Here is a 22,616-nt window from a genome sequence, read left to right as displayed (position 1 = left end):
CCTCCTACAGCGCGAGCAGCGCGCAGCCGACGGTGCCGTCCCGGTCGATGCCGGTGACCAGTGCGAGCCCGCCCGGGCTGCCCCCGGCGGCCTCGGCCAGTACGGCCGCCACCTGGAACGCGGTGGCCGCGGCGGACGCGTCGCCCACCAGCGGACGGCACCGCAGCCACTTCGGCCCGGCACCCGGCGCCAAAGCGGCGAGCACCGCGGCCTCCTCGCCGGGCGTGCCCAGCGGAGCCACGACCGTCACGTCCCCGGCCGGCACCCCCGCGTCCTCCAGCGCCCCGCGCACACAGGCGGTGAGCGCGGCCCCGGCATCGGCCGGGTCCTGGTAGGCGCGGAAACGGGTGCCGAGGAGGGTGGCCAGCGGGGTGCGCCCCTGGGCCCGGGCCTCCCCGGCCGGCTCCAGCAGCCAGGCCGCTCCGCCCTCGCCGAGCGGGGTCCGCTCCTCGCCCGCCGCGTGCCACTCCAGCCAGGCCCGCTGCGCCGAGAACTCCTCGGCGCTCCCGCACAGCACGCGGTCGCAGTGGCCGGCCCGGAACAGCCGGGCGGCGTAACCGAGGGCCAGCAGTCCCGTCAGCCAGCCGCCCGAGATGGTGGTGTTGGGTCCCTTGACCCCGTACCAGATGGCGCTCTGCCCGGTGGCCCGGTTCATCACCGTGTTGGGGAAGCGCGCCGGGTCCACCAGGTACGGGCGCTCGCCGGTCAGCGAGTCCCGGGTGAAGTCCATGATGCTCTGCACGCTCCCGGAGCCGGTGCCGAGCACCAGGCCGACCCGCTCGGGCCGCTCCAGCAGCCCCTCCCCGGCGGCGTCGAGCAGCCGCCCCACGGTCGACACCGCGAGCGCGGTGACCCGGTCCATGGTCCGGGTGCCCTTCTTGCCCAGAGCCCCGGCAGCCGTGAACTCCGGTACCAGAGCGCCCAGTTCGTACGGGTTCTCCTCCACCGCGGTACCGAGCGGCGCGACGGCGCTGCGGCCCTCCCGCAGCCCGGCGGCGAAGGCCTCCACCCCCACTCCGAACGGCGAGACGACCGACCACGCCGAGAAGACCAGCTCGTCCCCGGCCGCCCGGCTGGCGTCCGCCCGGTCCGTCAGGGCGGCCGTCCCGGCCGTCATGCCGAGCCCCGCCCGGCCGTCTTGCCGGCCTTGCCGTTCAGCCCGTTCAGCAGACGGTCGTCGAACTCGACCAGGCTCCAGTCGCGGCGGTTCTCGATCACGGCCCAGCCGTGGGTGATCCGGCCGGTGGAGGTGGGCACCAGCACGCCGTCGCGCAGCACGTAGGTGTCCTGACGGGCGGTGTAGGTGTGCCGCTTGAAGACGTTCTCGACGGTGTAGACCGTGTAGAGGGTCTCCTCCATCCGGGCCTCGTCCAGGATCGTGATCTTGGAGTGGGGGACGACCGGGATCCAGTCCTGCTCGTCGAGCAGGGTCTTGATCGAGACCCCGCGGTCCTCCAGGAAGAGGTCGACGACCTCCTCCATCTGCCGCAGGTAGCCCGACATCTGCACGCGCTCGGTGAAGTGGCAGTAGAAGTACGGCATCCGCCACGCCCACCCGAAGGCGTTGCGGCCCTCGGTCAGCACGTCGAGCGGGTCCGCGCCCTCGGGCACCGCGATCGGCTCGGCGCCCGCGCCCAGCCCCTCCACCACGTACGGGGCCAGCGCGGCCGGCGGCTCCTCCACCGGGTGGCCGCGGCCGTCGAGGCGCAGCTGAACGGCGACCTTGGAGACGACCGCCTTGACCGTCTCGCCCCCGCGCCGGACGGTGAACTCGACGACCAGGCGCTTCCCGTCGCCCTTGTCCGGGGCGGGGCGCACCACGGCGGTCGCGACGTCGTCGATGTGGAAGGCCGTCAGGATCTTGGTGTCGATCTCGGTGATGTCGGTGCCCAGACCGAAGCGCTCGTACAGCTCGCCGGCCGGGAAGCCGTGCTGGCGCAGGTGGTCGTAGACGGCCTCCTCGACCATGTAGTTGACGTGCTTGAAGCCGATCCACGTGCAGATGTTGGAGCCCTCGTAACGGGGCCGGATCTCCAGGCTCGTCGAACCGTCCGTGGCGGCGGCGGTGGTGCTGTTGGTCATGACAACTCCAGTCCAAGGGAAGAGATGAGCGGCGGCTCCACCGGTGCGTCCGGGGCCTCACCGCGCAGGAAGCCGGACACCAGGCCGGCGAAGGGGCCGGGGCGCTCCAGCATCGGGAAGTGCGCGCAGTCGTCGAGCAGCTCGAACCGGGCCCCGGGCACGCCCGCCGCCAGGGTCCGGCCGTCCTCGGGCCGCGCCGCGCTGTCCCGCGAGCCGGACAGCACCAGCAGCGGAGCGCGGACGGCGCCGAGGTCGAGGAAGGGGGAGCGCAGGTAGTTCTCGAAGAACCGCATCCAGCCGTACGGTCCGATGCGGTCGCGCAGCTGGAGCGCCATCCAGTCCCGGTGGGCCTTCGTGTAGCGGCCCGTCTCGCCGACGGCGAGGGCCTCCTCGAAGACGCGGTGGAAGTCGTTCAGGTAGTACGAGATCACCGACCAGTCGAACTCCTGCGGACTGGACCGGTGGAACGGGCTGACCAGCACGGTCGGCCGGGGTGCGATCCGTCCGCCCGTGTAGGCCTCGGTGAGCAGGTTCGCGGCGTACGAATGGGCCACGACCGCGTCGAAGCCGGCGCCGTCGTCCGGGCCGCCGCCGCTGCCGCTGCCGTCGATCAGATCCACCAGGAACCGGGCCGGGTCGGGCAGCGAGCCCCAGCCTTCGCTGCCGGCCATCGCGGCCCACGGCAGCTCGACGTCCCACAGCTCGAGCTCCGGCGCGGCCAGCGGTACGAACCGGTCCCAGACGGAGGCCTTCCCGCCGAGGCCGTGCAGCAGGAGGGTCCGCAGCGGTCGGCCGCCGGTGGGGTCGGCGGCCCGCCGCAGGCGGGGGAGCGAGCGGCTCACGCCGCGCTCCGGGAGGGCTCCGGGGCGGCCGTGGGGGCGAACCGCGCGGATTCCTCGTACCGGGCCAGGATCAGCACGGCGTTGTTCCCTGCGAAGGCCAGGGCGTTGTTCTGCACGATGCGGACATCGGCGGTCCGGGCCTCGTTCGGCACCGGGTCGACACCGCAGTCGGGATCCGTCTCGTGGTGGTTGATCGTGGGGGGGATGAAGCCCTCGGTGATCGCCAGGGCGCAGGCGGCCGAGGCCAGGGCGCTGGCCGCGCCCATGGTGTGGCCGAGCATGGACTTGATGGAGACGGTCGGCGGCGGCTCGGGGAACACCTGCCGGATGGCGCCCGCCTCCGTCACGTCGTTGGCCTTGGTACCGGTGCCGTGCGCGGAGATGAAGTCGATGTCCTCGGGCTTCACCCCGGCGTTGCGGTGCGCCACCTCGATGCAGGCGGCGAGGCTGTCCCGGTCCGGGGCGACCGGGTGGTGGGCGTCGCAGTTCAGCCCGTACCCCAGCACCTCGGCGTAGATCCGGGCACCCCGCGCGAGCGCCGAGTCAAGGCTCTCCAGGAACAGGATCCCCGCGCCCTCGCCCGTCAGGATCCCCTTGCGGTCCACGTCGAACGGCTGGCACACCTCCGGTGCGATGGTGCCGAGGCGGTAGAACCCGGTGAACGTCTTGCGGCACACCGCGTCCGCGCCGCCCGAGAGGGCGATGTCCACCTCGCCCGAGCGGATGGCGTCGAAGCCGGAGCCGATGGCGTAGTTGCCCGCGGCGCAGGCGGTGGGGATGGTCACGGCCTCCACGTCGGTGAGCGCCAGCTCCCGGACCACGCTGCTGGACAGCAGCCCGGCGGACGAGCGGCGCGCCACGTGGGCGGGCAGGGTGCCGGCCCCGTCCCGGAGCTGGTGCTCCATCAGGACGTCGAGGTCGTGCGATTCGCCGTCGGTGGTCCCCACCGAGACGAGGACCCGGCGCCTGCGCAGTTCGGCCACGTCCATGCCCGCGTCGGAGACGGCCATCGAAGCCGCGGCCACGGAGAACTGACTGGCCCGGCCGAGCTCCTCGGGGTCGGTGTTCGTGATCCAGTCGGCCGGGTCGAAGTCGTCGATCTCGCAGCCGTTGGCGTGCGCGTAGCCGGCCGTGTCGAAGGACGTGATCGGCTTCACCCCGCTGCGCCCGGAGCGGAGCCCGGCGAGGAACTCCGTCCGCCCGGTGCCGATGCTGGTGACCACGCCCAGCCCCGTGATGACGACCCGGCGCGGTGCCCGGTGCCTGCTCTCCACCATGCCTCCCTCTGTCCCGTCTCGTCCCGTCCCGGCCCGCGTTCCTACTTGGCCAGGCCCTCTTCGACGACGGCGACCACGCCGTCGAGGTTGACCATCCGGGTCAGCTCGGCCTGGTCGATCTCGATGGAGAAGGTGCGCTCCAGGTTGGAGAGGATCTCGATCGCACCGAGCGAGTCGGCGTTGTGGTCCTCCTTGAAGAGGCTGGTGTCCGTCACGTCGGCGATCTCGATCTCGAGGATCTCGCAGACGATCTCCTTGATCTGCTCGCGCTGCTCGGTGGTGAGGGCAACGGTGCTGGGCATTTCGCCTCCATGAGATGAATGGTCCCGGTGGACGCCCTCATCCTGTTCCCGGCTGCTGACGCCCAACTGACGCCGTACTGACGGGACCCGCCGCGCCGGGGTCGCGGGCAACCGCACGCCGAGGACGCGGGAACCCCACGCCGGCAACGCGGGGACCGTCACGCCGGGAACGCGGCCGGCACCCGCTGCCGGGGGCGGTCCGGGAGCCCGGCCTCCAGCACGGGATCGCCGGCCAGCACGGCCCGGTGGAGCCGCTGCAGCCGGGCCGAGGGCTCGATCCCGAGGGAGTCCTTGAGCCGGGTCCGCAGGGTGGCGAAGGCGGACAGGGCCTCCGAAGGCCGGCCGGACCGGTACAGGGCGACCATGCGCAGCGCGTGCAGCCCCTCGTGCAGGCTGTGCCGCAGGGTCAGGACCGTCAGCTCCGGCATCAGTTCGCTGTGCAGCCCCAGCCCGAGCTCGATGTCGATCCGCCGCTCCAGGATCCCGAGCCGGCTCTCCTCCAGCCGCACCCGCTCCAGCTCCAGCAGGGACCCGGTCGCCACGTCGGCCAGGGCGGGCCCCTGCCACAGGGACAGCGCCTGGCGCAGCATGCGCATCGCCCCCTCGTCGTCCCCCGCGCCGAAGGCGGCCTGCCCGGCGGCGGCGAGCCGGTCGTACTCCAGGGCGTCGACGGTGCCCGGGGCGGTCCTCAGCTCGTACCCCCCGTGCCGGTACACCAGGACCTCCTTGGCGACGGTCCGCCCGCGCTCGCCGAGCGCCCGCCCGATCAGCCGGCGCAGGGCGAGGATGTACGTCTGCAGGGTCGAGGCGGCCGTGCGCGGCGGCTCCCCCTCCCACAGCTCCTCCATCAGCGTGGACACGGGCAGCGCGCGGTTGGAGTGCAGGGCGAGCAGGGCCAGCAGCTGCCGCTGCTTGCCGGCGCTGGGCAGGATGCGGACGCCCTCGCATTCGGCGTCGAGCGGACCGAGAACGCTGATCTGCATGGCATCTCCAGGACGGGTGCGGGTGGTGCCGGATGTGCGGCCCCTGTCTTCCCCGACCGTTTCACCCGGCCCCGCCCCGGGCCCAGTGCGGCTCTACCCGAAACCGAGTGACGCGCTCATCGAGATGATCATGAATTTTTCACAAGGCCCGCCAGGACGTGAGGAGTTCATGCCGCGCACGTGAATCCGTACATGTCGGCCCCTCCCCGGCCCGTCCCATAATCGACGCCATCCGCCGCCCGGTGAGAGTGGTCCGAGGTGCGGCGCGCGACTGCGAGGAGAACCGCTGAAATGCGATACGAGACACGCACCGCCGGCGGCACGACGCTGGCGGTCCTGCACACCGGGACTCCGGCGGACGGATGGGACGACGCGCGCTGGGACGAGGTCTGCCGGAGTGCCGAGGAACTCCTGTCCGCCTGCGGCGCGGTGATGGTCCGCGGCCTCGGCGCCCGCGACGCGGAAGCCTTCCACCGTGCGGTGAGCCGGTTCGGCGACTCCCTCATCGACAGCTACCGGGGCGGCAACACCCCGCGCATGTCCGTCACGGACGGGGTCTTCACCTCCACCGAGTACCCGGCCCGCTACGACATCTCCCTGCACAACGAGATGTCGTACGCCAAGGCCTGGCCGACGCGGCTCTACTTCGGCTGCCTGACCGCGGCCGAGACCGGCGGCGCCACCCCGGTCTGCGACGGAGAGGCCCTGCTGGCCTCCCTGCCCCCCGGCGTACGGGCGCGGTTCTCCTCGGGCGTCGTCTACAGCCAGCACCTGCACGGCGGGCTCGGGCTCGGCAAGTCCTGGCAGGACACCTACGAGACGCAGGACCGGTCCGTGGTGGAGGCCTTCCTGGCGGAGTCCGACGCCGAGTACGAATGGACCCCCGAGGGCGGCCTGCGGGTCATACAGCGCCGGCCGGGCATCCGGGTCAACCCGCGCACCGGCCGCTACACCTGGTTCAACCAGGCCGACCAGTGGCACCCGTCCAACCTGCCGGACGAGGAGGCCGAACTCCTGCTGGAGCTCACCGAGACCGCCGCCGACCTGCCGCACTGGGCCACCTTCGCCGACGGCACCCTGCTGAGCGACGACGACCTCGCCCACGTGCGCAAGGCCCAGCGGGAGAACATGGTTGCGGAGCCCTGGCAGGCCGGCGACATCATGATCGTCGACAACATGTCCGTGCTGCACGGCCGGGAGTCCTTCACCGGGGCCCGCAAGGTCGTCGTCTCCATGACGTGAGCGCCCCCGGCGGGATGTGATCCGGTTCACACCGCGAACTCCGCCCCCCACCGATGAGTTCGCCCCCTCGCGCCGGTCTTCATGGGCGTACGGACCGACGCGAGGAAACAGGAGCACCTCCCATGCGCATCGTCATCAGCGAGTTCATCAGCCTCGACGGCGTCGTCCAGGCCCCCGGCGGCCCCGAGGAGGACACCGACGGAGGCTTCGCCCACGGCGGCTGGACGCACCCCTTCTTCGACCCGGAGGTCGTCGGCGGAGCCTTCGCCGAGGCGCTGGACCAGGCCGAGGCGCTCCTCTTCGGCCGCCGCACCTGGCAGAACATGGCCGCCGCCTGGCCCGAGCGGGCCGGCGACCCCTTCGCCGACCGGATGAACGCCCTGCCCAAGCACGTGGTCTCCGAGACCCTCACCGAGGACGACCTCGCCTGGAACACCGCGCTCATCCCCGCCGGCAAGGCCGTCACCCGCATCCGCGAACTGCACGACGCCCCCGGCGGCGACCTCCTGGTCATGGGCAGCCCCACCCTCGCCCGCACCCTCCTGAGCGAGGGCCTGGCCGACGAGCTGCGCCTGATGATCATGCCGGTGCTGCTCGGCCCCGGTAAGTCGATCTTCCCTGCGGACGGCACCATGCGCCCGCTCGACCTGGTCTCGACGGTCACCAGCGCCACCGGCGTCCAGGTCACCACCTACCGCCCCCGCGCCCAGGCCTGACCGCCGTGGCCTTCACTTTCCATTCATTGCAACGAAAGGAGGATCTCCATTGCGTTGAAATCCAACCCGGTGCAACGATTTTAGTCACTTGACCTGCGGAAAGTTGGATTTTACGCAACGAGTATGTTGCAGGCATCCATGAACGCAACGTAGCTTTCGGTCATCAGAAACAACGAGCCGAAGGATATGACCATGCAGAAGTTCGCCACCGCCGCTCCCGTCTCCGCCGTCCTGGACATTCCCGCGGGCCGGATCCGGTTCGTCGCCGCCGACCGGGCGGAGACCACGGTCGAGGTCGTTCCCTCGGATGCGTCGAAGGGCCGTGACGTGAAGGCGGCGGAGCAGGTCACGGTCGCCTGTGCGGACGGTGTGCTGCGGATCGCGGCGGGGCCGGCCGGGAACCGGCTGCTGGGCAGCTCGGGGTCGGTGGAGGTCACCGTGCAGCTGCCGGCCGGTTCCAGTGTCGAGGCGAAGGTGGCGCTCGCGGAGTTCCAGGGCGCGGGCCGCCTGGGTGACGTGACTTTCGAGGGCAGCAAGGCGACCGTGACGCTGGAGGAGACCGCGAGCGCCCGTCTGACCCTGCAGTCGGGTGACGTCACGGTCGGCCGCCTGTCGGGCCCGTCCCGGATCCACACGCAGAAGGGCGACATCCGGGTCACCGACGCCCTGGCGGGAGCGGTCGAACTGCGCACGGAGCACGGGGACATCACGGTCGCCGCCGCGCAGGGGGTCTCCGCGACCCTGGAGGCCGACACGGCCTACGGCCGGATCCACAACTCGCTGCTGAACACCGAAGGCGCGGGCGCCGGCCTCAGCCTCCGGGCCACCACCGCCTACGGCGACATCACCGCCCGCAGCAACTGAAGAACGGAGCCGCCGGCCGCCTCAGACGTCGTGCTCGTCGTCCTGGTGGTGCAGACGACGGCCGAGGTCGTCGGCCCACCCCCGGGCCCAGACGCGCAGCCCGGCCGTCTCGTCCTCGGTGAGCCCGTAGGCGGCGAACTCCTCGTCGTCCGCCCAGTCCGCCCCGGCGAGCCGGTCGCGGAGGTCCTCGAGGCGGAACTCGTCGCGGCCGTGCCGCTCGCCGAGACGTTCGAGTTCGCCGGCGGTGCGGTGGCGGGAGGCCGCGTGGACGTCGATGAGGTCGCGTACGGCCCCCCGGTCCGCCAGGGCGCGGACCTTGGTGCCGATCACGGAGTCGAGGGCGAGGACCGGCCCGTACTCGGTCTGGGCCGGCGGGGTCCAGAAGTGCTCCTTGAGGACGTCGACCTCGCACTCCTCGCCGGACTCCGGGTCGGCGGCCATCAGCCGGGCCGACAGGGGGTCCACGGAGATCACGCGCACCTGCCAGCCCCGGGCCGCCAGCCCCCGCTCCAGCCCGGCGGCGATCTCCGCCATCGGCGCCGGATTCTCGGTGGCGACGTCGAGGTCCTGGCTCAGGCGCTCGACGAGGCCGTGGGCCTGGACCGCGTACCCGCCGGTGATCACGAGGGGGTACGGCGCACCGATGTCGATCACGGCGGCGAGCAGCCGCCGGTGCAGGTCGCTGAGGTTCACGCGGCGGCGGATCCCGCCGACGCGAGCTCGGGGAAGGCGTCCTCCCAGACCTCCCGCAGGTGCCTGCTGACCAGGGTGCGCAGGACGGGCCACTGGGCCAGGAGGAGATCGCGGTCCAGCAGGGCCACCAGGTCCTCGTGCTGCCCCTCGGCCAGGACGGTGCGGTACAGGCCCATGCGCAGCCGCGGCCGGTCCAGGTCGTAGGCGCGCAGTCCGGACCAGGCGACGTGCAGCGGGAGCTCGACCACACCGTGCCGGGGACCTGCGAGCTTCTCCAGCGAGGCGGGCAGCCTGCCCGCGTACCGGGCGTGGAGCACCTCGGCCGCCGAGGGCGCCGCGCTGTCGGAGGGGAGCATGACCATGAACCCGATTATCCCGTGTCCCGCCCGTCCCCGGTATCGCAGACGCCCGCACACCTCGATCCCGGGCCGCCGGTCTAGGGCCGCCGGTCCAGGGCCGCCGGTCCCGGCCGCGCCGTCAGCCGGCGAAGGCGAGGCCCTCGATCACTTCCGCCCCCGGGAGCTCCGCGAAGAGCTTGCCGGGAGCGATGAGCTTGCCGCGCCGGCTGCCGCTGCCGATCAGTACGTACGGCATGTCGACGACGGCCCGGTCCACCAGCAGCGGCCAGTCGGCCGGCAGGCCGATCGGGGTGATGCCGCCGTACTCCATGCCCGTGCGCTCCACGGCCGTGTCCATCGGCGCGAAGGACACCTTGCGCGCGCCGAGCCGCCTGCGCACCGCGCCGTTGACGTCGGCGCGGGCGCCCGAGGGGACCAGGCAGGCCGCGAGCGTGGTTTCGCCGCCCCGCTTCGCCGCGACGACCACGCAGTTCGCCGACTGTCCGAGCAGCTCCTGCCCGTAGTGCTCGACGAAGGCGGCCGTGTCGGCGATGGCCGGGTCGCTGTCCACGTAGACGATCTGCTCCGCGGGGACGCCGCCGCTCCAGGAGCGGATCGCGTCGGCCACCGGCCGGGTGAGCTCCTCGAGGCACTCGGGGGCGGGGCGGACTTGCTCGAACGGGCCGATGGGAGCGCGCATGCCGGCCATTCTGCCCCAGGAGGTCACGCGGCTGCCGACTCGCGGGCGTGCGGTTCGAGCGTCACGGAGCAGGTGGAGGCGACGGCCCCGCCCCGATCCAGCACGGTGCTTGGGGATGTGGGAAAGGCGGGTGGTGAAACGGACGTGCGCAGGCTGGATGTCGATCATTTGATTCACTCCGGGAACGGCGAGCGTGCCTCGTTGTACCTCGTTGCGCCTTGGCCGCTGGCGGTGAGGGGGCCGAGGCCCGTAACATAACGTGCGTTCTTTTTGTTTGTCGAGGAAGTTGAGGCGCGATGCAGGAGCCGAAGCAGGAGCGCTCGGTCAGGACGCGGGACCAGATCCTCAGGGCAGCGGCAGAACTGCTCGAGGAGCACGGGTACCGGGGCACCCGCATGAGGGAGGTGGCGAGACTGGCCGGGGTCACACTCGGAGCCGTCTACTTCCACTTCCCCGACAAGGAGGCGATGGCCCGTGCCGTGATGAACGCTCAGCCCGAGACGGTCGTCCCGTACTTGGCGTCATCGGGCCTGCAGCGCCTGGTGGACATCACCCTGGTGTGGTCCTGGCGCCTGCGGACGGACCTGCTGCTGCGGGCCGGCGTCCAACTGGCGGTGGAGCAGGGGGCCTTCGGGGTGCGGGACGCGACCTCGTTCACCGACTGGGAGAAGATCCTGGAGGCCTGCCTCGTGGAGGCGGCGGCCAACGGCGAGCTCCGGGAAGGGGTCGACCCGGCCGAGGTGGCCGAGTTCATCGTCGGCACCTGTACCGGCACGCAGCTGCACTCGCAGCTGATGAGCGGGCGGGCGGACCTCACCGATCGCGTGGTCAGGATGTGGCGGCTGCTGCTTCCGGGCCTGGCTCCCGATGCCGTCGCGGCCACCATCGACCTCGACCCGCTGCGCGGGAAGGCCGACGCGTGACGGGGCGGGACGCGGGCGTCCCGCCCCGGGGCCGCCGGCCGTCCAGTGATCACTGGTGTGGCCGAGACGGGGCAGGGTCCAATCGCCTGGTGGTGGGCACCACCCGCACCGAACTCATCCAGCAAGTGCTCGAAGAGATACCGGAGTTGCGGGAGCCGTTCGTCAGCTGCGCCGCCCAGAAGCGCATGGCCGATCCCTCGGAGATCGCCCAGGCCGCCGCGTGGTTCCTCAGTGACCGCTCCTCCTTCGTCACGGGTGCCGCCATGCCCGTCGACGGCGGGTGGACCGCGAAGTGACCGCAGGCCCCCCAGGACGGCCGGGCGCCCGACAGGGCGGCGCCCGGCTGTCCTTTTGTCTGCGTGCGCGAAGGTCGCCCCCGCCTTCTCCACCTCGTACTCCCTGACCATGGCGGCCGGTTCGCCGCCGGTGTGGCCGCGGGCCTGGCCCGGGCGCTGCTCGCCGGGCACGCCCGCCGGATGGCGCCGGCACCTCCAGGGCCGGGCCATCGCGACGGCTCCACCGACCTCGTCCTGCTCGTGCGTTGCTCCTCAGGATGATGGACGGCTCCCCAACTCGACGGACACGCATGGGAGAAGGGAGTGCGACCCCCCTCTCACCTGCCTGAACGCCCCCTCCGGTTTTCTTGAACACGTTCAGATCCTGTGGCAGCATGGAGGCCGTCGGAGTCCGCGTCCCGGAGGTCAGCGCGCCATGGTCATCGCCCTTCTCGTCTTCCTCTTCCTGGGCTTCCTCGTAGCCGTGACGCCGGGCGTGATCGTCGGTTTCGCCGTGGTCGCGACGAGCCGCCGGCTGTCGCTCGGGGCCAGGATTCCGCTGCTGCTGCTCCTGGCGGCGGGAACCGGTGCGCTCTGGCTGGGCGTGACGGGCGCCGCCGGCTTCTGGCGGGTGGCGGCGATGGGCCTGACGTTCCTCGCGACCCTCGCCTCGGGAGCCGCGTTCCTCGGGCTCGAAGCCCTCGGGCGCCGCGTGCGCCGGTATCCCCACCCGCAGTGGCCGGGCTGGTACCCGTCCGCCGTGAACCGGTAAAGCCGCAGGTGGGCGCGGGCCCGCCCCGGAAGATCCCCCTCCCTGCCCGCCGCTTAGGGTGACGTCTGATCAGCCCGTCGGCTGATGAGGGGACCGGGGGAGACCGATGAGCACCGCGACCGACGCATTCCAGCCGCTGCACGCGGACGATCCGACCGTCGTGGGCGGCTACCGCCTCGCGGCCAGGCTCGGTGCGGGCGGCATGGGCCGGGTCTACCTGTCGCACACCCGGGGCGGCCGCCCGGTCGCCATCAAGGTGGTCCGTCCGGAACTGGCCGAGGACCCCGACTTCCGGCGGCGGTTCCGCCGCGAGGTCGAAGCGGCCAGGCGGGTACGGGGGGCGTACACCGCCGAGCTGATCGACGCCGACGCGGGCGGGACCCCGCCCTGGCTGGCCACCCTGTACGTGCCCGGCCCCTCGCTGTCCGAGGCCGTCTCCCGGCGCGGACCGCTGCCGGTGCCCGCGGTGCTGTGGCTGCTGGCGGGAGTGGCCGAGGCCCTGGAGGTCATCCACGCCGCAGGCGTCGTCCACCGCGACCTGAAGCCGTCGAACGTGCTCCTGGCCGCCGACGGCCCCCGCGTCATCGACTTCGGCATCTCCCTCGCCTCCGGCACCACCGCGGCCACCGCCACGGGCAGCCCCATCGGCACCCCCCAGTACATGGCTCCCGAACAGGCGGAGGCGGGCGACGTCACGGCCGCCACCGACGTCTTCGCCCTCGGCCAGACCGCGGCGTACGCGGCGCTGGGCGAACCCCTCTACGGATCCGGCCCCGCGGTCAGCGTGCTGTTCCGCATCGTGAACTCCGCCCCCGACCTCTCCCGCCTGCCGGAGGAACTGCGCCCGCTGATCGCCCGCTGCCTGGCCGCGGACCCGGAGGAACGGGCCACCCCGGCGGAGATCGTGGCATGGTGCCGGCGCCACCTGCCCGGCGACACGGACGACGGCCCGGCCGTCTGGCGGGAGGTGGCGGGCCCCGAGGTCTCCGTCCCGGCCCCGGTCCCGAACCCGACCGACCTGCACACCTTCGCCCTGGCCTGGCGCCCGCCGCCGGAGCCCGGACCGCAGAGCCGGCTTCCGCGCGGGCGGCGCCGTACGGCACTGATCGCCGCGGCGGCGGTGACGGCCGGGGCCCTGCTCGTGACGGGCCTGGTCTGGGCGGCCAAGGGAACGGCGGGCCTGCGCGACCCGGAAGGCGCCAGGACGAAGCAGCACGCACCCTCCGCATCCGCACCCGCCCGCACGCCCGGGTCGGCGTCGTCCGGGTCGGCGTCGTCCGGTCCGGCGTCGTCCGGTGCGGCGACCGGCGCGTCCGCACCGCCGGCCTCCGCCCCGGCACCGGGCACACCCGCGCCGCCCAGGACGCCGGTTCCCGTCCCCTATCCCGGCCTGGAGCTGCAGGAGGACAACTCGATCGACCTCAAGAAGCCGGTGCTGCGCGCCGACCGCACGGGCGACCTCCGCCTGAAGTGCAAGTACGGCAGCTGCGACTTGGAGAGCGGATCGAGCGTGATCACCCTGCTGGAGGCCGGCGCGAGCGGCACCCTCGACACGTGCCGGACGGCCCTCGAACGCACGGAGCGGCGCAAGGTCGAGCTGTCCCTGGCCGCGGGCGGCAGCCAGTTCTGCATCAAGAACCCCTCCGGTGACATCGCGTTGTTCGTGCTCCAGCTCAAGCAGATCATCGCGATGAGTGACGGACCGAATTGGCTGACCGGTGACTTGACGGTCTGGCCCGCATCCTGAAGCGCCGTGTGCCCGGAGCCGTCCGTCTCGCGGACCGGGCCTGTCGGTGCCCGCTGTTAGGGTGGCATGCGCCCGTCAAGGCGGGCCCTCTCATTCACTGACACATCAACGGGGTTTGAACGTGAAGCTTCGCCATGTCCGCGCAGTCGCCGTCTTCGGCATCGCCATCGTCGCCCTCACCGGAGCCCGCGGCTCCCACGGCGGCAGCTGCGGTGGCAGCCACGGTTCCAGCCACAGCTCCAGCTCCAGCGGCGGTTCCACCGGCGGCAGCCACGACAGCAACAGCAGCACCACCTCCGGCGGTACCTCGGTCACCGGCGGGTCCAGCAGCAGCAACAAGGCCGAGCGCGACATCCGCATCGACGCCTGCAAGCTGGACGCCACGGGCAAGAACCTGGTCGCCAAGCTCACCGTCACCAACAGCGGTTCGCTGGACTACACCTACAACATCACCATGAAGTTCCGCGGCGCCGCCGGCTCGACCGCCGCCCCCGCCCAGGCCCTGGTCACGAACCTCAAGGTCAAGGCGGGCGCGTCCCAGCAGGCCGAGGCCACCGCGCCGTACACCGGCAAGGGCGACGGCAGCGAGTACAAGGAGTGCGTCGTCTCCTCCGCCTCGCGGAGCTGACCCACCCCGCCCTCCGGGGGCGTGCGGCCCCACCGGGACCCTCACGCCCCGCCGAGCACCGCGGCCACTTCCCGCACCGCCTGCTCCGCCCCCGTCCTCGGCAGATGGGCGTGCCCCACCACCAGTGCGGGCGCGCCCCCGCCGGGGCGGGCGTGGTGCGAGGCCGCGCCGCACAGCAGCACCGAGCGGCGCAGCGCCCCGGCGACCAGCGCCGCCTCGTCGGTGTGCCGGGGCAGCGTCACGTACGCGTGCAGCCCCGCGGCCGGACCCACCACGGCCGCTCCCGGCAGGTGCCGGCGCACCGCCTCGCGCAGGGCGTCGTGGCGGTGGCGGCACAGGGAGTTCAGCCGCCGCAGGTGCCGGTCGTACGCGCCGCCGCGCAGGAACTCCGCGAAGGCGAGCTGGGTCAGTACGTCGGTGCCCAGGTCCTGGCGGGCCCGGGCGCGCAGCAGCCCGTCCAGGAGCGGCACGGGGGCGGCCAGCCAGCCCAGCCGCAGCCCGGGGGCGAGGGACTTGCTCGAGGTCCCCGCGTACACCACGCGGTCCGGGGCGAGCCGCTGCAGGGCCGGCGGCCGGCCCGCTCCCCGGTCGTACCAGAGCCCGCGGTCGTAGTCGTCCTCGATGATCAGGCCGTCCACCTCCCGCGCCCACCGCACCAGCGCCTCGCGGCGGGGCCCGGAAAGGGTCGCCCCGGTGGGGAACTGGTGCGCCGGAGTGACCAGGACGGCCCGCACCCCGGAAGCGGCGAGCGCCTCGACCACGAGGCCCTCCCCGTCCACCGGCAGCGGTACCGGCCGCAGCCCGCTCTCCCGGACGAACCGGCGCTGGCCGGGATGGCCCGGGTTCTCGATGCCCAGGGAGCCGATGCCCAGCTGCGGCAGTGACGCGGCCAGCAGACCCAGCGTCTGGGCGAACCCGGCGGTCACCATGACCTGCTCGGGCGTGCTGCGCACCCCGCACATCCGGCCCAGGCAGCGGGCCAGTTCGACGCGCAGCCGCGCGTCCCCGGCGAGCGGCGGGTAGCCGAGGGCCGCCGGGTCGGCCGTGTTCAGCGCCCGCTGGTAGCAGGCGAGCCATTCGCGGCGCGGGAAGCCGGGGACGCCGCCCCCGCCGGGGTGCAGGTTCCAGCGGACCGGGGGGTCCCGGCGGGCGCCGTGCGCGTCGTCCAGCAGGGAGGGCACCGGCGGAGCGGGGGCGGCGCGCTCGAGATGGCGCACGACCTGGGTCCCGGCACCCTGGACGGCCTCGAGGTAGCCCTCCGCGACGAGTTGCCCGTACGCCTCCACCACGACGCTGCGCGAGACGCCGAGGTCGTCGGCGAGGCGGCGGCTGGAGGGCAGCCGGGTGCCGGGGTGCAGCGCTCCCTCGGTCACCTCCTGCCTGATGAACCGCTGGATCTGCGACGTCAGCGGAATGCCGGAGTGCCTGACGAGGGCGACCGTGGCGTGCAGGGACACTGGCTTTCTCCTTCGGTGTCTGCCGGATTGGACCGTGCGGAGGGCGGGCCAGTGGTCTGGAGGCCCGGCCGCCCCTTTCCCAGACTTGTCGGCACGCGTACGTCCCGCCTTCGCCGAGGAGAGCCCCGTGACCGCCTGGCCCGCACTGCTCGACGCACTGCTCGACCGCCGGAACCTGTCCCCGGCCGAGACCGAGTGGGCGATGGACCGGGTCATGTCCGGCGAGGCCGGACCGGTCCGGCTCGCCGGGCTGATGACGGCCCTGCGGGCCAAGGGGGAGACCGCCGACGAGGTGGAGGGCCTGGTGCGCGCGATGCGCCGGCACGCGGTGCCCCTGCCGGTGCCCGGCCCCGCGCTCGACATCGTCGGTACCGGCGGCGACGGCTCGCACAGCGTGAACGTCTCCACGATGTCCGCCGTGGTGGCCGCCGGGGCGGGCGCCCGCGTGGTCAAGCACGGCAACCGCTCCGCCTCCTCCGCCTGCGGCTCGGCCGACGTACTGGAGGAACTGGGGATCGCCCTGGACCTGCCGCCGGCGGAGGTGGCCGAGGTGGCGGAGGAAACCGGCATCACCTTCTGCTTCGCCCCGCTGTTCCACCCCGCCATGCGGCACGCCGCCGGACCCCGCCGTGAACTGGGCGTCCGTACGGTCTTCAACGCGCTGGGACCGCTGACCAATCCGGCCGCCCCCGCGGCGCAGGCGGTCGGCGTCGCCGACGCCCGGCTGGCCCCGCTGATCGCCGAGGTGCTGGCCCGGCGCGGGACGTCCGCGCTGGTCTTCCGGGGCGACGACGGGATGGACGAGCTGACCGTCACCACCACCTCCACCGTCTGGTCGGCCACCGGCTCCGGAGTGCGGACGGAGACCTTCGACCCGAGGGACCTCGGCATCCCGTACGCGCCCGCCGAGGCCCTGCGGGGCGGCGACCGGGTCCACAACGCACGGGTGGCCCGCGAGGTCCTCGCGGGAGCCGGGGGACCGGTCCGGGACGCGGTCCTGCTCTCCGCCGCGGCCGGACTCGCCGCCCTGTCACCCGACGCACGGCCGGTCGCCGAGCGGCTGGCCGACGGGTTGGCGAGGGCCGCCGAGTCCGTCGACTCCGGCGCGGCGGCCGCGGTCCTGGAACGCTGGGCCGCCGTCACGCGGAAGAAGGCCCGCGAGAACCGTACGGCCGCCGCGGCCCGCTGAGCCTCCATCAGGCGCACCACCCCTCCACCCCCTTCCTCCGGACCGGAACCTAGGCGCGCCGACGGCGCCCGGCCACGTCCTTAAGCGGGCGGTGAATGAGGCCGGTTGACAGACGGCCCGCCCTTGCACCACCCTTTCACTACTTACCTAGTGAAAGGGTGGTGCTGTTTCGTGCTGGAATACCGCATCGACCGGCGCAGCGGCATCGCCACGTACCTGCAGATCGTCCAGCAGACCAAACAGGCCCTGCGCCTGGGCCTGCTGGAGCCCGGCGACAAACTGCCGACGGCGCGCGAGGTCGTGGAAGCCACCGCCATCAACCCCAACACCGTCCTCAAGGCCTACCGCGAACTGGAACGCGAAGGGCTCGTCGAGGCGAAGCGGGGACTGGGCACCTTCATCCGGAAGTCCCTGGGCAGCGGCAGCGCCCCGGCCGACTCCCCGCTGCACGGCGAACTCGCCGACTGGGCGCAGCGCGCCAAGGACGCGGGGCTGGAACGGGACGACGTGTCCGCACTCTTCACATCCGTACTGGAACGACACTTCAAGGGGGACGGCGACGCATGACGCGAACCGTGATCGAGGCGGAAGGCCTCGGCCTGCGCTACGGACGGCGGGGAGGCTGGGCGCTGCGCGACTGCTCCTTCCGGCTGCCCGAAGGCCGGGTGTGCGCCCTCGTCGGCCCCAACGGCGCAGGGAAGTCGACCCTGCTGATGCTCGCGGCCGGGCTCGTACTCCCCACGGAGGGCACGCTGCGCACCGTGCCGCGCGAGACCCTGGCCTACGTGGGCCAGGACAAGGCCCTCTACCCGCAGCTCACCATCGGCGAGACCCTGCGCATGGGCCGCGAGCTCAACCCCGGCCGCTGGGACGCCGAGGCGGCGCAGCGGATCGTCGACGCCGGCGCGCTCGACCCGGACGCGAAGGTCCGTACGCTCTCCGGCGGCCAGCGCACCCGCGTCGCCCTGGCCCTGGCCCTCGGCAAGCGCCCCGACGTGCTCCTCCTCGACGAGCCGATGGCCGACCTCGACCCGCTCGCCCGGCACCAGCTCATGGGCACGCTGATGGCCGACGCCGCCGACAACGGCACCTCCGTGGTGATGTCCTCGCACATCCTCACCGAGCTGGAGGGCGCCTGCGACCACCTCCTCCTCGCCGACCGCGGCCGGATCCGCCTCGCAGGCCCCGTCGACGACATCGGCGCGGCCCACCGGCTGCTCACAGGGCCCGTCGCCGCCTCCGCCGAACTCGCCGCGCACACCGTCGTCGAGTCCCGTACGACGGGCCGCCAGCTCACCGCACTCGTACGGCTGCGGGGGCCCGTCGACAGCGGGACCTGGCAGACGGCGTACCCCTCCCTGGAGGAGCTCTTGCTCGCCCACCTGCGTTCCCCCGACGCCCCGCCGTTCACCGCCGGGGACGCCCCGGCCGCCGCGGAGGTGCGGGCATGAGCGCGCTCACGCTGAAGGGCCCGTACTGGGTCACCGTCCGCCAGCACCGGCTCGCCCTGTGGACCGTGCCCGCCCTCGTGGTGGCCGGCCTCGCCGCGGTGCTCGCCCTGCGCGCGTGGGCCGACGCCCCCCAGGACGGCTCGCTGTACGCGAACCACGCCTACGGCGTGCTGCGGCTGTTCATGGAGTTCGCGGGCAAGTCCCTGGTGTTCCTGCCGCTGTTGGCCGGGGCCTTCGTCGCCGGCCCGATGACCGCCCGGGAACTGGAGAGCGGCACCTGGCGGCTCGCCCTCACCCAGTCCTCCACTCCCAAGGCCTGGCTCGGCGCGAAGGTCGTCGTGGCCGCGACGGCGGTGGCGCTCGGATCGGCCGCGCTGGCGGGCGTCTACCGCCTCGGCTGGACCGGCGTGTCCGGCACCTACCGGTTCCACTGGGCCGACCGCGGGGCGTACGAGGCCACCGGCCCCGTCCTCGTCGGCTACTGCCTGCTGGGCGTGGCCCTCGGGGTCCTCGTCGGCCAGCTGGTCCGGCGCACCCTCGCCGCCATGGCGGTGACCGGCCTCCTCACCGGCCTGACGATGCTGGTCATGGGCTTCGTACGGTGGTCGCTCATGCCCACGGTGACCGAAACGACACCCTTCCCCGGGCGTTCCGTACTGATGCCGAACTCCGGCCTGCTGATGGAATCCGGATTCCTCACCGCCTCGGGCGGGCGCCTGCCCTATGACACCTGCTTCTCGAGCGACAAGAGCCGGGACGACTGCCTGGTGGACATGAACGTCACCGCCCGGTACCAGGAGTTCCACCCGTCCTCGCACTACTGGCCGACGCAGCTCATCGAAACCTCCATCCTCCTGCTCCTGGCCGCCGCCGCCCTCTACGCCGCCTTCCGGCTGGTGAAGGCCCGCCGCGGCTGACAGGACTTACCTGCACTGCGGAAACGGCCGAGGCCGGCACCCTCCCGGGGTGCCGGCCTCGCGCCGTGGAACAGTCTTCGGGCAGGTCAGGCGGCCCTCACGACCTCCTTCTCCGCGGCGGCGGCCTCGGCCGGTTCCTCTTCCTTCCCGCCCCGCATGACCACCATGGCCAGCAGCGCCGCGGCCAGGACACCGATCGCGCTGACGGTGAGGGTGGTGGACATCGAGGCGGTGAAGGCCTCCTTGGCGGCCTGGACCAGACCCGCGTCGCCCTGGGCGACGGCCAGCGCGCCGCCGATCGACTGCTTGGCCTGCTCGGGGGCGCCGGCCGGCATCTCCGCCGAGAAGGTGCTGGTGAGCAGCGAGCCGAGGATGGCGATGCCGAGCGCGGTACCGGCCTGCTGGATGGTGTCGTTCAGCGCCGAGCCGACGCCCGCCTTGTCGGCCGGGATGGTCCCCATCAGGGCGCCCACCGCGGCCGGCATCGCCAGGCCGGCGCCGAGGCCGAGCAGACCGAGGGAAAGCGCGGGGACGGTGAAGCCGCTGTCCGCGCCCACGGTGGTCAGGAGGCCGAAGGAGGCCGACATCAGGAGCATCCCCGCCAGGATCAGCCACCGGTGGCCGGCCTTCGCGGCGAGCTTCGCACCGGCCCCGTTGCCGATCAGCGCGGCCACGGCCAGCGGCGTGAAGGCCAGACCGGCCTTGACGGGGGAGTAGCCCAGCACCGCCTGGAGGTACTGCGTGAGGACCAGGAGCAGACCGCCGTTGCCGATCTGGACCAAGGCCAGCGACATCGAACCGCCGGTGAAGTTGCGGTGCTTGAAGAGGACGAGCGGGACCATCGGCGAGGCGGTGGTGTTCTCCCAGGCCACGAAGCCGGCCAGCGCGACGACGGCGACGGCGAGGGTGACCAGCCCGCGGCCCTGGAAGGCGCCGTGCTGCGGGATCTCGATGATCCACCAGACCAGTGCGGTCATGCCGACGGCGGAGAGGACGGCGCCCAGCGGGTCGGGCTTCTGCCAGGGGGCCTTGGACTCGGGCATCAGCAGCAGACCGGCCGCCACGGCCAGGACGACCACGGGCACGTTGATGAAGAAGATCGAATGCCAGGAGAAGCGGTCGATCAGGACACCGCCGAGGACCGGGCTGCCGACCAGGCCGAGCATCGACACCGAGCCCCAGGCCGCCATCGCCTTCGGGCGCTCCTCCTCGTCGAAGACCGTGATCAGGATCGACAGGGTGGACGGCATGATCAGCGCGCCGCCGATGCCCATGGCCGTGCGGACGGCTATGACCTCGCCCGGGGTGGTGCAGTACACCGCGGCCAGGGACGCCGCCCCGAAGAGCAGCAGACCGATGATCATCACCTTCCGGCGGCCGAACCGGTCACCGAGGCTTCCCGAGGTCAGCAGCAGACCGGCGAAGACCAGGACGTAGGAGTCGAGGATCCACTGGATCTGCTGGGGGCTCGCCCCGATGTCCTCGGTCATGGCCGGCACGGCGACGGTCAGCGCCATGCTGTCGACCACCAGGACCAGCGTGCTGAGGCACAGCACGATCAGGATCCACCAGCGGTGGGGACTGCGGGCCTGGGCCCCTGCGTCTGTCATCGGTCTTTCCTCTCCTCGTGCGCACACTGTTCCGCTCGCCGCGCACACCGTTCCGGGCGTTGCGAACACCGTACGCTCATGCGCACACTGTTCGCAACCCTTGAACCTTGTACGCTGGAAGCGCACACCGTACGCAAAGGAGTGAGCCCATGGCCGCCCAGATGAAGCCGCAGCCCGTCCCCTCCGTGTGGACCCGACGGCCGCGCGAGGCGGAACAGCCCGCGCTGTCCCGGGACGCGATCGTCCGGGAGGCGATCGTGATGCTGGACGCCGAGGGCATCGAGGCCCTGAGCATGCGGAAGCTGGCCGCCCGGCTGAACGCCGGGGCGACCTCCCTGTACCGCCACGTCGCCACCAAGGACGAGCTGATGGAACTCGCCGTGGACGAGGTCTTCGGGGAGATCGCCGTGCCGCCCGCCGGCTCCGCCGACTGGCGGACCGCGGCCGCCGAGGCCGCTGCAGCCTTCCGTGCGACGGCGCTGAGCCACCCGTGGCTCTCCTCGGTACTGGGCCAGGCCGGCCTGGCCTACCTCGGCCCCAACCTGATGGCCTACTCCAGCCGGCTGGCGACCCTGTTCGTCGAGGCGGGATTCCCCGAACCCCCGCGGGCGATCGAGACCCTCCTCGCGTACGTGATCGGCATGAGCACCACCGAAGCGGCCTGGCTGACGACGGTGGCCCGGTCCGGCGAGACGGAGGCCGGCTTCATCACTCGCCTCATGCCCGCCGCCCAGCAGGCGGCCGAGGGTCACGACCACCTCGCCGAGTCCTACGCCGCAGCAGCGACCGAGGTGTCCGCGTCCGACCCGGCCGCCATGCGCGCCGCCAAGTTCGCCTACGGCCTGGAGGCCGTGCTCGACGGCCTGGCCCTGCGCCTCCCGGCCGGAACCCCGCCCGCGGAGTAGGGCTCACCCCACCCGGTAGCGGGCCCCGATGCCCGCGATCACGAGCGCCAGGCCCTCCTCGAACCCCTCGTCGTAGTTCTGGAAGAGGTCCGCCCCGGCGGCCGCGGCGAGGGGGAACCCGTCCATGCGGGCGGCGCGCTCGTCGACGTCGTAGCCCTCCCGGCGGTCGCCCGGGAGCGGCTCGACGCCCTGCTCCTCGGTGACGAACCCGAGGGTGAAGAAGTACGCGGTCGTGGTCGCCCGCACCGCCTGCGGCAGCGTGAAGCCCGCCTCCGTGAGCGCCCGGAGGTTCTCCTCCATCTGCACGGCGTGCTCGGTGCCCGTGAAGCGGGTGCCGCTGAAGACCTTCGCGCCGTCGCGGTAGCCGAGCAGCGCCGCGCGCAGACCGCGGTTGCCGGCCGTGAGCCGTTCCTGCCAGGTGACGCCCGCCGCGAGGTCCGAGCCCGCGACCATCCTGCGGTACATCTCGGTGGCCATCTCGTCCAGCAGCTCCTGCTTGCCCTGGAAATGCCAGTACAGGGCCGGTGCCTGGACCTCCAGGTCCTTCGCGATCGCCCGCAGCGTCAGCCCCTCGAGGCCCACCTCGTTGAGCAGCCGCAGCGCTGCGTCCACGACCTGCTTCTTGTCCAGTCTGGGAGATCTCCGTGCCGTCACGCTTGACAGCTTAACACCGTTAAGGAGATCCTCCTGGAGGCGCAACTTA

The 22,616-nt window shown here is 72.7% G+C and carries 25 protein-coding genes; 13 read left to right on the top strand and 12 right to left on the bottom strand.

The window, feature by feature from the left end:
• Window positions 1-4: 4 nt before the first annotated feature.
• From ACIGFK_RS34595 to ACIGFK_RS34570, 6 genes are all read right to left on the bottom strand, one after another.
• On the bottom strand, window positions 5-1,117 hold the full coding sequence (locus ACIGFK_RS34595) for a beta-ketoacyl synthase N-terminal-like domain-containing protein (protein ID WP_400055032.1): 1,113 nt from the start codon (window positions 1,115-1,117) through the stop codon (window positions 5-7).
• Complete coding sequence (locus ACIGFK_RS34590) at window positions 1,114-2,082, bottom strand: hypothetical protein (protein ID WP_400055031.1); 969 nt, start codon at window positions 2,080-2,082, stop codon at window positions 1,114-1,116. Before ACIGFK_RS34590 ends, ACIGFK_RS34595 begins: the two co-directional genes overlap by 4 nt.
• The gene (locus tag ACIGFK_RS34585; protein WP_400055030.1) at window positions 2,079-2,924 is read right to left on the bottom strand and encodes an alpha/beta fold hydrolase; all 846 of its coding nucleotides are present in this window, start codon (window positions 2,922-2,924) and stop codon (window positions 2,079-2,081) included. Before ACIGFK_RS34585 ends, ACIGFK_RS34590 begins: the two co-directional genes overlap by 4 nt.
• Window positions 2,921-4,201, bottom strand: coding sequence for a beta-ketoacyl-[acyl-carrier-protein] synthase family protein (locus ACIGFK_RS34580; protein ID WP_376655315.1), 1,281 nt, complete (start codon window positions 4,199-4,201; stop codon window positions 2,921-2,923). The genes ACIGFK_RS34585 and ACIGFK_RS34580 overlap by 4 nt, the downstream gene beginning before the upstream one ends.
• A 41-nt stretch (window positions 4,202-4,242) precedes the next feature.
• Window positions 4,243-4,503 (bottom strand): acyl carrier protein, encoded by a 261-nt coding sequence (locus ACIGFK_RS34575; protein ID WP_376655314.1) that lies wholly within the window; start codon window positions 4,501-4,503, stop codon window positions 4,243-4,245.
• Window positions 4,504-4,661: 158 nt separating this feature from the next.
• The gene (locus ACIGFK_RS34570) at window positions 4,662-5,486 is read right to left on the bottom strand and encodes a BTAD domain-containing putative transcriptional regulator (protein ID WP_386468648.1); all 825 of its coding nucleotides are present in this window, start codon (window positions 5,484-5,486) and stop codon (window positions 4,662-4,664) included.
• A gap of 291 nt (window positions 5,487-5,777) precedes the next feature.
• Between ACIGFK_RS34570 and ACIGFK_RS34565 the strand changes: the two genes are divergently transcribed.
• From ACIGFK_RS34565 to ACIGFK_RS34555, 3 genes are all read left to right on the top strand, one after another.
• On the top strand, window positions 5,778-6,728 hold the full coding sequence (locus tag ACIGFK_RS34565) for a TauD/TfdA family dioxygenase (RefSeq protein WP_376655312.1): 951 nt from the start codon (window positions 5,778-5,780) through the stop codon (window positions 6,726-6,728).
• A 122-nt stretch (window positions 6,729-6,850) separates the two neighbouring features.
• A complete protein-coding gene (locus ACIGFK_RS34560; RefSeq protein WP_376655311.1) occupies window positions 6,851-7,444 on the top strand; it encodes a dihydrofolate reductase family protein in 594 nt (197 codons plus the stop codon).
• 192 nt (window positions 7,445-7,636) lie between these two features.
• Window positions 7,637-8,308 (top strand): DUF4097 family beta strand repeat-containing protein, encoded by a 672-nt coding sequence (locus ACIGFK_RS34555; protein ID WP_376655310.1) that lies wholly within the window; start codon window positions 7,637-7,639, stop codon window positions 8,306-8,308.
• Between the two features lie 21 nt (window positions 8,309-8,329).
• On the opposite strand, the gene ACIGFK_RS34550 is transcribed toward ACIGFK_RS34555, so the two are convergent.
• From ACIGFK_RS34550 to ACIGFK_RS34540, 3 genes are all read right to left on the bottom strand, one after another.
• Window positions 8,330-9,001 carry a nucleotidyl transferase AbiEii/AbiGii toxin family protein gene (locus ACIGFK_RS34550; protein WP_376655309.1) on the bottom strand — a complete coding sequence of 224 codons (672 nt, stop codon included), beginning with the start codon at window positions 8,999-9,001 and terminating at the stop codon, window positions 8,330-8,332.
• Entirely contained in the window at window positions 8,998-9,363 is a 366-nt protein-coding gene (locus ACIGFK_RS34545; RefSeq protein WP_376655308.1) for a hypothetical protein, read from the bottom strand. The genes ACIGFK_RS34550 and ACIGFK_RS34545 overlap by 4 nt, the downstream gene beginning before the upstream one ends.
• 115 nt (window positions 9,364-9,478) lie before the next feature.
• Entirely contained in the window at window positions 9,479-10,039 is a 561-nt protein-coding gene (locus tag ACIGFK_RS34540) for a YbaK/EbsC family protein (protein WP_376655307.1), read from the bottom strand.
• Between the two features lie 296 nt (window positions 10,040-10,335).
• Between ACIGFK_RS34540 and ACIGFK_RS34535 the strand changes: the two genes are divergently transcribed.
• The 5 genes from ACIGFK_RS34535 (at window position 10,336) to ACIGFK_RS34515 (ending at window position 14,384) form a co-directional block, all read left to right on the top strand.
• Window positions 10,336-10,962: a ScbR family autoregulator-binding transcription factor gene (locus ACIGFK_RS34535; RefSeq protein ID WP_376655306.1), complete on the top strand. Its 627-nt coding sequence runs from the start codon at window positions 10,336-10,338 to the stop codon at window positions 10,960-10,962.
• Window positions 10,875-11,258, top strand: coding sequence for an SDR family oxidoreductase (locus tag ACIGFK_RS34530; protein ID WP_400055026.1), 384 nt, complete (start codon window positions 10,875-10,877; stop codon window positions 11,256-11,258). Before ACIGFK_RS34535 ends, ACIGFK_RS34530 begins: the two co-directional genes overlap by 88 nt.
• Window positions 11,259-11,673: 415 nt before the next feature.
• Window positions 11,674-12,009: a hypothetical protein gene (locus ACIGFK_RS34525; RefSeq protein ID WP_386468661.1), complete on the top strand. Its 336-nt coding sequence runs from the start codon at window positions 11,674-11,676 to the stop codon at window positions 12,007-12,009.
• Between the two features lie 106 nt (window positions 12,010-12,115).
• Window positions 12,116-13,756, top strand: a complete 1,641-nt coding sequence (locus tag ACIGFK_RS34520; RefSeq protein ID WP_386468662.1) for a serine/threonine-protein kinase — start codon at window positions 12,116-12,118, stop codon at window positions 13,754-13,756.
• A gap of 121 nt (window positions 13,757-13,877) precedes the next feature.
• The gene (locus ACIGFK_RS34515; RefSeq protein ID WP_400055024.1) at window positions 13,878-14,384 is read left to right on the top strand and encodes a hypothetical protein; all 507 of its coding nucleotides are present in this window, start codon (window positions 13,878-13,880) and stop codon (window positions 14,382-14,384) included.
• Window positions 14,385-14,425: 41 nt separating this feature from the next.
• Here ACIGFK_RS34515 and ACIGFK_RS34510 read toward each other — a convergent pair whose 3' ends face one another.
• Window positions 14,426-15,841, bottom strand: coding sequence for a PLP-dependent aminotransferase family protein (locus tag ACIGFK_RS34510; protein ID WP_376655301.1), 1,416 nt, complete (start codon window positions 15,839-15,841; stop codon window positions 14,426-14,428).
• A gap of 127 nt (window positions 15,842-15,968) precedes the next feature.
• Between ACIGFK_RS34510 and trpD the strand changes: the two genes are divergently transcribed.
• From trpD to ACIGFK_RS34490, 4 genes are all read left to right on the top strand, one after another.
• Complete coding sequence (gene trpD, locus ACIGFK_RS34505; protein ID WP_376655300.1) at window positions 15,969-17,030, top strand: anthranilate phosphoribosyltransferase; 1,062 nt, start codon at window positions 15,969-15,971, stop codon at window positions 17,028-17,030.
• A gap of 171 nt (window positions 17,031-17,201) precedes the next feature.
• On the top strand, window positions 17,202-17,597 hold the full coding sequence (locus ACIGFK_RS34500; protein WP_376655299.1) for a GntR family transcriptional regulator: 396 nt from the start codon (window positions 17,202-17,204) through the stop codon (window positions 17,595-17,597).
• The gene (locus ACIGFK_RS34495; RefSeq protein WP_376655298.1) at window positions 17,594-18,481 is read left to right on the top strand and encodes an ABC transporter ATP-binding protein; all 888 of its coding nucleotides are present in this window, start codon (window positions 17,594-17,596) and stop codon (window positions 18,479-18,481) included. The genes ACIGFK_RS34500 and ACIGFK_RS34495 overlap by 4 nt, the downstream gene beginning before the upstream one ends.
• The gene (locus ACIGFK_RS34490; protein ID WP_400055021.1) at window positions 18,478-19,398 is read left to right on the top strand and encodes an ABC transporter permease; all 921 of its coding nucleotides are present in this window, start codon (window positions 18,478-18,480) and stop codon (window positions 19,396-19,398) included. The genes ACIGFK_RS34495 and ACIGFK_RS34490 overlap by 4 nt, the downstream gene beginning before the upstream one ends.
• Before the next feature lie 86 nt (window positions 19,399-19,484).
• On the opposite strand, the gene ACIGFK_RS34485 is transcribed toward ACIGFK_RS34490, so the two are convergent.
• Window positions 19,485-21,008 (bottom strand): MFS transporter, encoded by a 1,524-nt coding sequence (locus ACIGFK_RS34485; protein ID WP_386468670.1) that lies wholly within the window; start codon window positions 21,006-21,008, stop codon window positions 19,485-19,487.
• Window positions 21,009-21,157: 149 nt separating this feature from the next.
• Between ACIGFK_RS34485 and ACIGFK_RS34480 the strand changes: the two genes are divergently transcribed.
• A complete protein-coding gene (locus ACIGFK_RS34480; protein WP_400055019.1) occupies window positions 21,158-21,913 on the top strand; it encodes a TetR/AcrR family transcriptional regulator in 756 nt (251 codons plus the stop codon).
• 3 nt (window positions 21,914-21,916) lie between these two features.
• On the opposite strand, the gene ACIGFK_RS34475 is transcribed toward ACIGFK_RS34480, so the two are convergent.
• Window positions 21,917-22,567, bottom strand: a complete 651-nt coding sequence (locus ACIGFK_RS34475; protein WP_386468672.1) for a TetR/AcrR family transcriptional regulator C-terminal domain-containing protein — start codon at window positions 22,565-22,567, stop codon at window positions 21,917-21,919.
• Between the last annotated feature and the right edge of the window lie 49 nt (window positions 22,568-22,616).

The organism is Streptomyces sp. NPDC085524 (assembly GCF_044541755.1).
Taxonomy (GTDB): domain Bacteria; phylum Actinomycetota; class Actinomycetes; order Streptomycetales; family Streptomycetaceae; genus Streptomyces.
This window is presented reverse-complemented; position numbering and strand designations above follow the sequence as displayed.